We start from the raw sequence: 13811 nt of genomic DNA, 5'->3' as shown, positions 1-13811 counted from the left end.
CCAACTGTAGCAAATAAAAATGGAGTACAAAAAAAGCTACCCGAAGGCAGCTTTTCATTTCAATTAAAGTGAGTTAACATCCACTTTGATACCAGGACCTTGAGTTGTAGTCAAAGTCAAGCTAGTTACGTAAGTACCTTTAGCTGTAGCTGGTTTTGCTTTTTGGATTGTGTCGTTGAAAGCTTTAAAGTTTTCAACCAATTTAGTATCATCGAATGAAACTTTACCGATGATCGCTTGAACGATACCTGCTTTATCAGCACGGTAAGTGATTTTACCACCTTTAGACTCTTCAACTGCTTTCGCAACATCCATTGTTACTGTACCAGTTTTAGGGTTTGGCATCAAGTTACGTGGTCCAAGGACACGTCCAAGACGACCAACAAGAGCCATCATGTCAGGTGTAGCGATAACAACGTCGAAGTCCAACCAACCATCGTTGATTTTCGCAACAAGGTCATCTTCACCTACGAAGTCTGCACCAGCAGCTTTTGCTTCTTCAGCTTTTGCACCACGTGCAAATACAAGTACGCGAGCTGTTTTACCAGTTCCGTTTGGCAATACCATTGCACCACGGATTTGTTGGTCAGCTTTTTTCACGTCGATGTTCAAGTTGTAAGCAACTTCTACAGTTGCGTCAAATTTTGCAAAGTTAGTTTCTTTTGCAAGAGCTACAGCTTCTTCTACGCTGTAGACTTTTGTGCTGTCGATTTTTTCAAGAGCAGCACGAAGTTGTTTGCTTTTTTTAGCCATTTTATCTTTCTCCTTGTAATGTGGTCATATCGATTTTCATCTCCCACGTCACTCGTCATTTGATCAAGTGTATTGCGGGCAAATAGGATTGTTACAATTAGTCAGTAACAGTGAATCCCATAGAACGAGCAGTACCTTCGATCATACGCATTGCAGACTCAATGTTTGCAGCGTTCAAATCTGGCATCTTAGTTTCAGCGATTTGTTGTACTTGTGCACGAGTTACAGTTGCAACTTTCGTTTTGTTCGGTGTACCTGAACCTTTTTCAACACCTGCAGCTTTTTTCAAAAGAACAGCAGCTGGTGGTGTTTTTGTAACGAAATCGAATGATTTGTCTTCATAAACAGTGATAACAACTGGGATGATCATACCAGCTTGATCAGCTGTACGAGCGTTAAACTCTTTAGTGAATCCCATGATGTTGATACCTGCTTGACCAAGCGCTGGACCAACCGGTGGAGCTGGAGTAGCTTTACCAGCAGGGATTTGCAATTTTACAAGTTTTTCGACTTTTTTAGCCATTTCTTAAATCCTCCTTTGTGGTTTTGGCGGTAATTACAGATTTTTACCTCCCACAAGTATGCTTTGTGCATACCTTTCTATTATACACGATTTCTCTTTTTTTGCAAGAAAAAATTAAAATATAGTAAACTTTTTTTTCGTTTTATGATAGAATGAAGCTATGTTAATCAAAGTTGCTTCTGTATTATTTATTTTTTTAACGCTGATTCTGAGCGGCATTATTGTTCACCTCTTTAAACTCCAAAAAAGAGGATGGCGATCTACTGATATTGCCTTTCCTTTATTTGCCTTGGAGTACTACCTGATCTCAGACAGCGCTTTTTACCACAGCCTCTTACCACTATTAGCCTTGAGCCTTTCGCTTTTGTCCTTGGGGCTAACGGTTTATTTCTTAAAAAAGAAAAAGAGTTTTTATTATCCGAAATTTATCAAATACTTCTGGCGCGCTGGATTTCTGGTTACCTTCTTGCTCTATCTGATCCTAACCGCTAGTTTGTTTATCTAATACCAAAGAGGCTGGGACAAAAGTCCTAGCCTCTTAATTGTTTTTGGATTATCGAGCAAGACGCAGTGGTTGAGTGGGCTCTACTACGCTGATTTCATCAGCTTTTACAGCCCTACTCAACTGTGCGGAGGTGGGACGACGAAATCGAATTCTAACGAATTACCGATTTCTGTCCCACTCTCTTTTTTATTTTTTCCGATGAAAGAACCAGCCCACTAGTTTCTTGAAGACTTGAATCAAGACGAGAGCTAGAACTGCCATGATGGCGCAGATAAGCAGCGTTTGAAGTCTCAAGGGACTCATGTTAAAGAATTTCCCTAGGATACTACTTGAAACCAGGAAGGCTAGGATATTTCCTAGAAGAACCAGTCTCTTGTAGTGATTGAGAGGCTGGGATTCTTGATAGATGATCGTAAAGCCAACGAAGGCCATCAAGCAGATGGCTGCACTCGAGAGTTCTTCCGACCTCATGCCAAATGTTGAAGAGAGCAATACCAGACTGAAGATCAGTATAAAATCCGTCAAGGCAGCAGGCAGCGCATTTTTAAAGACCGTTTCGATAAAGCGCCCTTTGATGCGCTCGCTATTGGGCTCAAGCGCTAGGAAGAATCCTGGAATCCCAATCGTAAAACCACTGATCAAAGACATCTGCGACGGCATGATGGGATAGGTAAAGGCTAAGAGCGTCACAGAGATGGCCAACAAAATGGAAAAGATATTCTTGATCAAAAAGAGACTGGCTGATCGTTGAATATTATTGACCACTCGCCGACCTTCTGCCACGATGGACGGCATCTTCCCAAAGTCAGAATCCAGTAAAACCACTTGCGCCATCTTCTTGGTCGCATCGTTTCCAGATTCCATCGCAATACTACAATCTGCTGTTTTGAGAGCCAGAATATCGTTGACGCCATCTCCAGTCATAGCGACTTTATGCCCCTTTGCCTGCAAGCCTTCGACAAGGCTTTTCTTTTGCTCTGGTGTCACCCGACCAAAGACTGTATACTGGCTTGCCGCTTGGTGCAAGTCTTCTTCCGTCAGTAAGGTTCTGGTATCGATTAGATCCTCTGCTCCTTCAATGCCTGCTTTTTGTGCAATAGCTGAGACTGTAGCAGGGTTGTCCCCTGAGATAACCTTAATGGTCACTCCTTGTTGTTTAAAGTAGGCGAAGGTTTCTTTGGCATTTTTTCTCAAAGGATTGGAGAGAATAATCCAGGCTACCAAGTCTACAGGAGCCTCTAAAGTCTCTCCCAGGTGTTCTTCCTTATATTTCCCAAAGGCCAAGACCCGATTGCCTGCCTGAGTAGCAGGAGCTATCTCCTCTTCAACCTCAGGGAAGCCCTCTCGTAAAACAAATTCTGGTGCACCTAATACATAGATCCCAGATTCAAAGGCAATGGCCCCATACTTTTTCTTAGACGTAAAGGGCTGTATTTCAAGAGCCTTCCAAGGCTGACTGACTGGAGTCTTGTGAAATTTTCGGATGGCATCCATGGTATCGTTTTGATCCATACTAGCTCCTACATACTGAGCTAGAGCTTCCAAGTCTTGACCATCTTGAGCTGGACGAATCTCTGTTACTTCCATACCCGGCTCTGTAATGGTCCCTGTCTTATCGACACAAAGGATATCCACGCGCGATAAGGTCTCAATCCCCTTCATGCTATTGAGCAGGACCTTTTCCTTGGCTAATCTGACAGCACCCAGAGCCAGTGCCAAGGTCATCAAGAGATACAAGCCTTCTGGAATCATTCCGATCAAGGCCCCGACTGTTGAAGTCACACTGAGCTTGAGACTATCGCCTAGGCTGATATAGCTACGAAGAAAAAGGAGCGAGCCTAGCGGAATGATAAGAAGACCAATGATCCCCACAATACGATTGACCGCATGGACCATATCGGACTCCTCATGAGACTTGACCTGCTTGGCTTCCAGGCTCAGTTGGTTGATGTAGGAGTCATTCCCAACTTTTTCCAATCGCGCTAAACCTTGACCAGCGATCACAAAACTACCTGACATGAGCGCATCTTGTGCTCCTTTTTTGACCTCATCGGCTTCACCTGTCAATTGAGACTCATCGACTTTTAGCTCGCCCTCCAGCAAGACCCCATCCGCATAGATCTGATCTCCAGCTTGAAAACGAACCAGATCGCCCTCCACCAGCTGATCGATAGGTAGAGCGACTTCTTTTCCTTCGCGAAGAACGATCGCCTCACTCATATGCAGAAATTGCATCTGACGCAAGATCCGTCTAGAGCGGACTTCCTGCACAATTCCTACCAAGGAGTTGACCACGACGACCGGGACAAACAAGAGATTGTTCCAAGACTTCACTGCTACCAGCAAGACCGCTAAGACCAGGAAAATCAGATTAAAGTAGGTAAAGACATTGTCTCGAATGATCTGCCCAATACTTTTTTCTGTCTTAATCGTGACCTTATTTTGCTTGCCCTCTTGGATCTTTTTCGCTACTTCTTCCTGACTGAGTCCTTCTAATCTAACCATTGCTTTCCTCACTCATGTATTTCCAAGGGCAATCCTTCTGGATCGAAGAAAAATGCCATCTTCTTGCCATCAAAGTCATCATAGCGAAGGCCTGTATTCTCAATACCTAGCTGATCCAATCTAGCTAGATAGGTCTCTACATCGTCTACTTTAAAGGCCAGGTGACGCAGTCCCGCATGCTCGGGCAAGGGGAGCTTAGGCCGTTCTGGGGCCGTCGGTTTGATAAAGAGTTCTAAAGTCAACTCTCTTTGGCGGAGATTGATCAAGATATCTCCGCGTTCGGGACGGTCATACTCACTGACAATCGCAAAGCCCAACTGGTCCACATAAAAGTGCAACATAGCGTCGCGATCCCGTCCAATGATGGCAATATGATGAATCGTGTCTAACTTCATCTGGTCCTACTTTCTATTTTCTATAAAAAGAAAAGGGAGTGGAACATATGCCCTTTTTCCCTATCCTTATGATTGTTGCAATACTTTTCGAGGCTTGGTCCCTTCAGCTGGTCCAATCACACCCGCTGCTTCCAACTCTTCCATGAGGCGAGTCGCCCGGTTAAAACCAACCGATAAGCGACGCTGGATCATCGAAGCACTGGCTTTTTGGGTCTCGATGACGAGCGCTTTGGCCTCTTCAAAGAGAGGATCACCCTCGTCTGAGCCACCCATACCTCCATCAAAGTCCGACTCCGATACTTCTCCTGGATCAAAGGCATCATCATAATCGGCTTCTGCCTGCTCTTTGACAAAGTTGACAATCCGCTCCACATCGTCATCTGAGATAAAGGATCCTTGCAGACGAATTGGGTGGTTTTCATCAATCGGTTTAAAGAGCATGTCTCCGCGACCGAGCAATTTCTCCGCCCCATTTTCATCCAAGATGGTCCGTGAGTCGGTCCCGGATGATACCGCAAAAGCGACACGGGAAGGTACATTGGCCTTGATCAAACCTGAGATAACGTCAACCGATGGCCGTTGAGTCGCAAGGATCATGTGGATCCCCGCTGCACGCGCCTTCTGTCCGAGGCGAATAATGGCATCTTCCACTTCTTTACTTGCGACCATCATCAAGTCTGCCAGCTCATCGACAATGACCACGATCAATGGAAGGGGCACTTGCTTCATCTCAGACTGGGCATTGTACTCCGCCACCTTGGCATTAAAGCCAGCAATATTCCGAGCGCCCACTTTCGAGAAGAGCTCATAGCGATTTTCCATCTCATCGACAACCTTCTGCAGGGCCCGACTAGCCTTGCGTGGGTTGGTCACCACTGGAATCAAAAGGTGAGGAATATCATTGTATACAGAAAGCTCCACCATCTTAGGATCGACCATCATAAATTTGACTTCGTCCGGACGGGCCTTCATCAAGATACTCGAAATGATCCCATTGACCGCAACCGATTTACCAGAACCGGTAGAACCAGCTACCAAGAGGTGGGGCATCCGGGCCAAATCAAAGGTCCGAGCAGAACCATCTACAGCCTTCCCAAGTGGAATCTCAAGGAGTTTAGCGGGGTCTGTTTTGGACTGCTCCCACAATTCACGGAAGGAAACGGTCGCAATCTCTGAGTTGGGCACTTCAATCCCGACCAGAGACTTCCCTGGAATCGGTGCTTCGATCCGCACATCCTTGGCTGCTAGGGCTAAGGCCAAATCATCTGCTAGGTTGGAGATACGGTTGACCCGCACACCTACAGCTGGCTTGACTTCATATTTGGTAACAGATGGACCAATTTCCGCCCGCTCCACTGTCGCCTTGATATTGAAGCTTGCAAAGGTCTCTTCCAAAATGCGGATGTTCTGGCGAACGATGTTTTTCTCTTTGGATTGATTTTTCGGCTTGTCAGGTGCGAAGAGATCAATGGTTGGAAGCTTGTACTGGAGGAGTTCCTTAGGTGTGAAATCCACTTGAACTTCTTCCCCATCGTCCTCGAATTCTTCGGCTTCCGGAAACTCTTCGTATGCTTCAGGATCTTCAGGCCATTCTTCATCTGGCAGGTAGATCTCTGGTGTTGTTGGTGCGAAAATTTCGGCTTCTGGGAAGGTCTCTGTGAACGGCTCTTCCGCCAGCACCTCTCCCGTTTCAGGGTCTACAGGATGCCCTTCCATTGAAAGGGGAGTTGGAAGAACTGCACTTGCTTCTTCTTGCTCTCGTTCAGCTGTAGCAGCTTCCTCAGCAGCTCTCGCTTCTTTTTCAAGGAATTTCTGCTCGCGACGTTCTTTGCGTTTTTCCATAGAAGCATGGAAGGCTTCCGATCCCTTTTCAAACAAATCATAGATGGAGTAAGGACTCATCAAGAGGATCCCCAATCCAATAAAGAGAAGGCCAATAAAATAAGAGCCAATATTTGAAAACAGGAAGGAAATCGGAGCATAAAGTAGAGCACCGATCATACCACCACCAGCAAAACTCTCCACTCGCAGATGAATCAGGTCTGCCATGATTCTTGAAAAGGTGACCTTGATTCCATTATTGTCTAAATGAAGGGAGGATACAAAGAAGGCCTGAAACATCAAGAGAAGCCCAGCAAAGAAGCTTAGGAATCCTGAAATCACCCCTTCGTGTTTGTCCAGCCATTTAAAGGCATAGAGGTAGAAAAAGGTCGCTAAAATAGCCAAGTAAGCCAAACTCCCAACAAACAGTCGGATCAAGTTGTAGGCCAAGACCCCTACTGCTCCCAATTTCAAGGCTGCAAAGACTAAAACCAGACTGATCAGAATGGTCACAATCATGCGGTGAATCGCTTTTTTTCTTTCTAATTCTGCTTTGGACAGTCGTCTCGTCGACCGTGTTTTTTTTGATTGATTATTGTTTGCCATAACCTTTATTATATCACATTTCCAGGCCAGTTCTCTAGTAAAATCATTTCCTCAATTTTGCAGCATAAAGCAAAAAAAACAGCACCGAGTGGGTACTGTTTTAGATGTTTTTCTTAGGGTGGCGGTCAATGATGGCTTGATAGTCTTTCAGCGCTTGCTTTCCTTTGTCCGTCAGCTGGTAACCCCGAATTGTGAACTGCTCCGCCAGTTCTTCCTCCGTAAAATGGGCAGCCAAAGCTTGGTTCAAATCAGCTGCTTTCATCTTAGACAAACCCGCGACTCCCTTCTTTTTGAGAATGGCTTTTTTCATGGTCGCATTGATATGGTCCAGTGAATCAAAAGCGGATTCGATAAAAGCGTAGCCCTTATCCACCAAAACCTTCAAGTGTTCCGAAGCATGAATCCCATAAGTATATTCGAAGTACTTAGGAAACCAAGTCTCTGTCGTAAATGTTCCAAAATTGATCCGCCACAAGAGAATGATATCCCCTGCAAGCAAGCCATCTCGAAGGAGCTCCATATTTCGTTTAGAAACGGGCTTTGGATCTAACAACCAAGCTTCTAAATCCCTCTCAGGTGAAATATAGGGTTTTACCTCGTGATCAGCGTAAAATTTTTCCATTACTTCTGAAATAGTCGTCATAAAATCTCTCCTATCTATCATTGACTGTATCATAACAAAATAAAAAGAACCTGTCGATCAAGAAAGCTTCCTGATGACGAGGTTTCTATTGTGAAATGGATCTTACTCAGACTTTTTATCATTCGGTGTGATGGTATCTAGAACTTGGTTGACTTTTTGCTCTCTTTCCAAGTCATGATCCGTTTGAATACTATCGATTTGATCTTGTATATTTGTCTGCGGAACTTGTGGTTTGAATGACGAGGCAAATCCTACTCCAATCACCAGTAGACTCGCTCCAAGGACGCAAAGTCTTTTGATATGCCAGGCCATCGGCAAGGGAATCTTCGCTCGAATCCCCGATTTCTTAACCCAATCCGGATGGTCTCGCATGACACGATTTGCTGCCATCAGAGGCATCAGGTAGCCAAAGAGCGCAATGACCGTTGTCAAACCAATAACCCGAAAACGATTCTGATTCGATGGAGAAACATGGTTCACTTCCATCAAGACCATGCCCACAATCACTAAAATAATGACCAGTAATAAGCCCAAAGATCTCCATAGACCTTCTCTACGGTAGCATTTCAATTCATCAAACGACATCTCGTTAAAATTCTGATTCATTTTTTAATAATTCCTTGTGTTTTTTCAAGTATTGTTTGCCATACCATTCTTCTACTGACTTGCCTTCCCAGTTTCGGTATTCTTCAGGATATTTCCATTTGTAGTAGGCTTGAAGAAAGTATGGTAAACCTATAAAAGCACTAACAGCAAGCACTACGATATTACAAAAGATCCACATCAATAAGAAGCCAACTGCCTTGATGGAAGTTGAAACATCTAATGAAAAGATCCCCAAAATATGCTTGATAATGATCCCTATTCCTAAAATAGCCATTCCATAAAGAGAAATCATTTTTGCAATCTTATTAAGGAATGTATCTTCCGAAGCCTCTGCATATATAAGTTTTCTTAATCCTGCTAGCGCAATTGTAAATAACATGTATGTTTCTATCATCATGATTCCATAAATGGCAATGATTTCCGCAGTGAATAGATTGGCCAATAAAATATCAAAAACAACTAGATCTATTTCCAATATAAACCAAACCAAAAATGTAAAAACGTGAAACTGATAGCGATACGGTAAAAGGTAGGACTGCTTCACCAATTTTCCAATCACAACGAAGGAAAGCCAAATGAGAAGCAAGATTAAAAATACATTTACTGTTAAGGATTCATGCTTAGCTATTGGAAGAGTTAACGTCTTACTTTCATGAAATTCCATTGATACAATCAGCACAAAGAAGTTAAAACCGACAGGAAAAATAAGGGATAAAATCAAACTTCGAATTCGAAACCAAAAGGAAGAATGCCCATTCTTAAAAAATTTTGCTGTCTTATCATGTTGCTCTTGCTGTAACTTTACAAACCCATCATCTTCGAGATTGAGACTCTCTTCAAAACTGGCTTTAAAGATTGATTTTTTCATTCTTACCTTCCAATAACTCCTTGTGTTTTTTCAGGTACTTCTTTCCATACCATTCTTCTAGCGATTTTCCTTCGAACTCGCGGTATTCCTCTGAATATTTATTTCGATAGTAACCATACAGTGAATGGGGCAAAAGTAATATAAAATACATACCCAAAAATATCACATTCATTAGAAATATCATACCAATCACTGATACTACACCTAGAATATCGGTTCTAACTTCTCCGATTTGTGGAAAAAAGAATTTTAAAATCATCCAAATTGCAACAATTCCGCCGGCAAATCCTGTAACTAATTGAATTTGCTTAAATTGAAAACCATTATCAGTTGGTTCTTCATATAATCGAATTCGAATTGAAGATATTCTTTTTCGAATAATCATCCCATCAATGATTCCAATTAGAGAATACATTACAAGTAAACCAGGAATGGTTAAAGTTCTCCCAAAAGCACTAATAAAGAATAAATTAACAAACAATGTCATCCAAATTATATACAAGTTTCCATTTAAAATGCTCACATATGGTACTTTTGCAGAGTATTGTTTTCGACAATTGGCTTTACTTATTGCATACCACAAAATACCGCACAAGAAAAATAACCAGTATGGCAAAAAATTGATGCCCCAAGTTTTTACAGTCATGCCATTCTGTGGATGTGCAATATTTGAATCGGTTATTGCAGAAAGTCCAAACAGGAACAGTATCCCCAAAAATGAAAATAGTTTTCTCGCAATACTAAATGTCTTTGTGTAGATTTTTCGACTATTTGTGTCCTTAACCATATAATCGATAAAGCCATCATGACGTAGACGACGGCTTTCATAAAAATTGGCTTTAAAGATTGATTTCTTCATTCTTACCTTCCAATAACTCCTTGTGTTTGTTCAGGTCCTTTCAATTAATCTCTATTTCGATTGGAGGATTTACAGATGACTGCCTTCATCCTTCAAGTATTGTTTAGCCCTTCGAACGATATAGAGCGACTCATCTTCTGAGACTAACTCGCGAAAGAGATCATTGGCTCTGTGCTGATCACCTTTAAGAGTAGCATTCAAGGCTTGGTAGTAAATAATTTCCAACTGCTGGTACTTGAAATCATTGCTTAAATCTTCGAAATAGTCATTGCTTTGATGCGCAATGGTTAAATCATAAAGGGCAAGACAGACCTTTCTTGTTTTCTCAGCCAGTGTCGGGTCTGTGATAGCCAATTCATTCAACCGACCCTCCAGTTCTCCTCTAGACAAATCAGGATCTGTCAGCACGATCGAACGAATAAGATAACTCTCAAAAAAGTTCTTATATTTCTGCGGATAATCCGTCTGACTAAGTGCTTCCCTAGCTTCTTTTATGACAGTATCAAAATCTCCCATCATAAACGAATAGGCAACCGATGTCAGCTTAATATCTATTTGTGAAATAGCTTTTTTCACATTCTTGTTCAACTGAAGGTATTGCTGCCAAAAAGCTAAATCTAAGTCTACATGGAGCAAGGTGTTGCACTTGTTGGTGTAGCTTTTCTTGAGCAATTGGATGAATAAAATCAAGCATGCAATAACCAATAAAACGCCAGCAGTCTGAAGAAGAGTATCCCTGACCACTAATCCAATGCAAAAGATCAGAAGCATTGCTAACAAGCCTGCAGATCTAATATAGAGTCTATAGTTTTTGCGTAGAGTTTTATAATCCAATTTGTAGCCTCCTATTCATGATACGGTTTTTGAGGGAATTCGTTCATTTTTAAACAAATTAACATATCTCCCATCATACCGAATTTTCCATCTATACGCAACTTACTTCTTAATTAGTGATTTATCAAATGTTATCAATCTTGAAACAACCTCAGAAAATAGAGAATCCCGTCCAGATTTGAAAGTATCGTAAAATTAAGGTACAATAGAGAAAGACAACCATGTTGGAAAGGAAGAATATGAAAAAATTAATCGCACTACTATTATTTTCCGGTTTGGCTTTAACAGCTTGTTCGTCCAATAAGACAGACACTAACGCTTCAAGCTCAAGCAAAGAAAAGACAGAGCAGACAGCAACTTCTAGCTCTAGTGAAAAAGATCAAAAGAAAATTGAAGAAGAACAAAAGAAATTAGAACAACTGCGCAAAGATTTTAACGATGCCATGACCAATGAAAATGCCGTCTTCCCACAACTCTCAACTGATGTGGCTGAAGACGAAGCAGAGGTTAAAATCACAACAACTGAAGGCGACATCACTGTGAAGCTCTTCCCTAAATATGCGCCCCTTGCAGTTGAAAACTTCTTGACCCATGCAAAAGAAGGCTACTACAATGGCTTACTTTTCCACCGTGTCATTAACAACTTTATGATCCAAACTGGGGATCCTAAAGGAGACGGTACGGGTGGCGAATCTATCTGGAAGGGCAAAGACAAATCCAAAGATTCAGGTACTGGTTTTGAGAATGAGTATTCTCCATACCTTTACAACCTTCGTGGAGCCCTTGCCATGGCCAATTCTGGTCCAAATACCAATGGTAGTCAATTCTATATCAACCAAAATAAGGATGATATTTCAAGTAAACTCCCAACTGACCGCTTCCCAGCTAAGATCATCGATGCTTATAAAAATGGTGGAAATCCAACCCTCGATGGTGGTAACTACACTGTCTTTGGCCAAGTGATCAATGGCATGGATGTGGTCGATAAAATCGCCTCTGCCGAAACCGATGATAAGGACAAACCAAAAACAGATATCAAGATTGAAAAAATTGAAATCTTAAAAGACTACAATTTCAAGAAATAATGAAAAGAGAACCGCGAGGTTCTCTTTTTGTCTTTACGTCAATTCATTAAAGTCCCAGATTTGGTCCACCCAGCCTTCATAGAAGTCTGGCTCGTGGCAAACCATGAGGATCGATCCCTTGTACTCTTTCAGAGCCCGTTTCAATTCTTCTTTGGCATCCACATCCAAGTGGTTGGTCGGCTCGTCTAGTACCAAGACATTATTTTCACGATTCATCAAGAGACAGAAGCGTACCTTGGCTTGCTCTCCACCGGATAACACTTGGATTTGGCTCTCGATATGTTTGGTGGTCAAGCCACAGCGGGCAAGGGCGGCACGAACTTCTGCTTGGTTGAGAGCCGGAAAGGCATTCCAGACTGCCTCAAGTGGCGTCTGACGATTACCCCCTTCGACCTCTTGCTCAAAATAGCCTAGTTCTAAATAATCTCCACGCTCTACTTCTCCAGCAATTGGTGGGATGATTCCCAGCAAGCTCTTCAAGAGAGTGGTTTTCCCGATCCCGTTGGCTCCGATGATGGCTACCTTTTGATTGCGTTCAAACGTTAGGTTCAAAGGCTTGGTCAAAGGACGATCATAGCCAATCTGAAGATCCTTAGCCTGGAAGATAAAGCGTCCAGGAGTCCGAGCATTTTTAAATTCAAAGGATGGCTTTGGTTTCTCGCTTTGCAACTCAATGAGTTCCATCTTGTCCAGCTTCTTCTGACGAGACATGGCCATATTCCGTGTAGCCACACGCGCCTTATTGCGGGCTACGAAATCTTTCAAATCAGCAATCTCTTTTTGCTGGCGCTCATAAGCCGCTTCCAATTGCGATTTCTTCATTTCATAGACTTCAAGGAATTGGTAGTAGTCTCCGGAATAGCGGGTTAACTGCTGATTTTCCACATGGTAGACGATATTGATCACATCGTTCAAGAAAGGAATATCGTGGGAAATAAGGACAAAGGCATTTTCATAATTTTGCAAATAGCGTTTGAGCCAATCGATGTGCTCAGCATCCAAGTAGTTGGTCGGCTCGTCCAAGAGAAGGATATCTGGTTTTTCAAGGAGCAATTTGGCCAAGAGGACCTTGGTCCGTTGCCCACCTGACAAGGAGGTCACATCCGTATCCATGCCAAAGTCCATAACCCCAAGAGCACGCGCCACTTCATCGATCTTGGCATCCAAGGTATAAAAATCCCGACTTTCTAGACGCTCTTGGAGTTCCCCGACCTCTTCCATCAGAGCATCGACATCAGCTCCCTCTTCCGCCATGGCCATATAGAGGTCATTGATGCGAGCTTCAGCTGTGAACAACTCATCAAAAGCTGTCCGTAAGACATCGCGAACAGTTTGTCCTTCTTCTAAGACCGAATGCTGATCTAGGTAGCCTGCCGTCACATACTTAGACCACTCCACCTTTCCTTCGTCAGGTTGCATCTTACCAGTCACGATGCTCATGAAGGTCGATTTCCCCTCACCATTGGCCCCGACAAGACCGATATGCTCTCCTTTTAGCAAACGGAAGGACACATCCTCAAAAATCGCCCGATCCCCAAAACCGTGACTCAAATTTTTCACTTCTAAAATACTCATGCTTGACTCTCTTTCATTGATTTCACTCGTATGATTATATCATCTTCACTGCAAAATGAAAAGGGAGCCCAACTCCCTTTAGAATATATATAAATAAATTATAAGTAAGATAGGTTACGCGATTTTGTCAAGAAATCAAAATAAGTTCTAACTTATGAATCTCATAAAGAATATACCGAAACTTTCCGCCGTGAGAAAAGTGCTAGAAACATTATTGTTTCTAGCACTCGGGA

General features: G+C 42.6%; 13 protein-coding genes. 2 read left to right on the top strand and 11 right to left on the bottom strand.

Annotation, left to right across the window (positions count from 1 at the left end):
* Positions 1-63 precede the first annotated feature (63 nt).
* Together rplA and rplK are read right to left on the bottom strand one after the other, a co-directional pair.
* The gene (gene rplA / locus ABVF55_RS04010) at positions 64-753 is read right to left on the bottom strand and encodes a 50S ribosomal protein L1 (RefSeq protein ID WP_003005355.1); all 690 of its coding nucleotides are present in this window, start codon (positions 751-753) and stop codon (positions 64-66) included.
* A gap of 97 nt (positions 754-850) precedes the next feature.
* Positions 851-1276 carry a 50S ribosomal protein L11 gene (rplK, locus tag ABVF55_RS04005; protein WP_003005369.1) on the bottom strand — a complete coding sequence of 142 codons (426 nt, stop codon included), beginning with the start codon at positions 1274-1276 and terminating at the stop codon, positions 851-853.
* 160 nt (positions 1277-1436) lie between these two features.
* On the opposite strand from rplK, the gene ABVF55_RS04000 reads away from it, so the two are divergent.
* Positions 1437-1781: a DUF3397 family protein gene (locus ABVF55_RS04000; RefSeq protein WP_445285571.1), complete on the top strand. Its 345-nt coding sequence runs from the start codon at positions 1437-1439 to the stop codon at positions 1779-1781.
* Positions 1782-1967: 186 nt separating this feature from the next.
* Here the strand turns inward: ABVF55_RS04000 and ABVF55_RS03995 are convergent, their stop codons facing one another.
* The 8 genes from ABVF55_RS03995 to ABVF55_RS03960 all read right to left on the bottom strand — a co-directional run bounded on the left by ABVF55_RS03995 (position 1968) and on the right by ABVF55_RS03960 (position 10918).
* Positions 1968-4286, bottom strand: coding sequence for an HAD-IC family P-type ATPase (locus ABVF55_RS03995; RefSeq protein ID WP_445285570.1), 2319 nt, complete (start codon positions 4284-4286; stop codon positions 1968-1970).
* Positions 4287-4294: 8 nt separating this feature from the next.
* Positions 4295-4681, bottom strand: a complete 387-nt coding sequence (gloA2, locus tag ABVF55_RS03990) for an SMU1112c/YaeR family gloxylase I-like metalloprotein (protein WP_320909816.1) — start codon at positions 4679-4681, stop codon at positions 4295-4297.
* Positions 4682-4747: 66 nt separating this feature from the next.
* Complete coding sequence (locus tag ABVF55_RS03985) at positions 4748-7108, bottom strand: DNA translocase FtsK (protein ID WP_445285569.1); 2361 nt, start codon at positions 7106-7108, stop codon at positions 4748-4750.
* Positions 7109-7208: 100 nt separating this feature from the next.
* The gene (locus ABVF55_RS03980; protein WP_445285568.1) at positions 7209-7751 is read right to left on the bottom strand and encodes a hypothetical protein; all 543 of its coding nucleotides are present in this window, start codon (positions 7749-7751) and stop codon (positions 7209-7211) included.
* A gap of 102 nt (positions 7752-7853) precedes the next feature.
* Complete coding sequence (locus ABVF55_RS03975) at positions 7854-8357, bottom strand: hypothetical protein (RefSeq protein WP_445285567.1); 504 nt, start codon at positions 8355-8357, stop codon at positions 7854-7856.
* A complete protein-coding gene (locus tag ABVF55_RS03970) occupies positions 8341-9225 on the bottom strand; it encodes a hypothetical protein (RefSeq protein ID WP_445285566.1) in 885 nt (294 codons plus the stop codon). The genes ABVF55_RS03975 and ABVF55_RS03970 overlap by 17 nt, the downstream gene beginning before the upstream one ends.
* Positions 9206-10084, bottom strand: a complete 879-nt coding sequence (locus tag ABVF55_RS03965) for a hypothetical protein (protein WP_445285565.1) — start codon at positions 10082-10084, stop codon at positions 9206-9208. Before ABVF55_RS03965 ends, ABVF55_RS03970 begins: the two co-directional genes overlap by 20 nt.
* A 69-nt stretch (positions 10085-10153) precedes the next feature.
* Positions 10154-10918, bottom strand: coding sequence for a hypothetical protein (locus tag ABVF55_RS03960; RefSeq protein ID WP_445285564.1), 765 nt, complete (start codon positions 10916-10918; stop codon positions 10154-10156).
* Positions 10919-11157: 239 nt separating this feature from the next.
* Here ABVF55_RS03960 and ABVF55_RS03955 point away from each other — a divergent pair, with 239 nt between their 5' ends.
* On the top strand, positions 11158-12003 hold the full coding sequence (locus ABVF55_RS03955; RefSeq protein ID WP_445285563.1) for a peptidylprolyl isomerase: 846 nt from the start codon (positions 11158-11160) through the stop codon (positions 12001-12003).
* A gap of 33 nt (positions 12004-12036) precedes the next feature.
* Here ABVF55_RS03955 and ABVF55_RS03950 read toward each other — a convergent pair whose 3' ends face one another.
* Positions 12037-13578, bottom strand: coding sequence for an ABC-F family ATP-binding cassette domain-containing protein (locus ABVF55_RS03950; protein WP_445285562.1), 1542 nt, complete (start codon positions 13576-13578; stop codon positions 12037-12039).
* Between the last annotated feature and the right edge of the window lie 233 nt (positions 13579-13811).

This window comes from Streptococcus sp. KHUD_012, assembly GCF_052588255.1.
The sequence above is the reverse complement of the archived record's forward strand: the minus strand, read 5'-3'. Positions and strand labels throughout refer to the sequence as shown.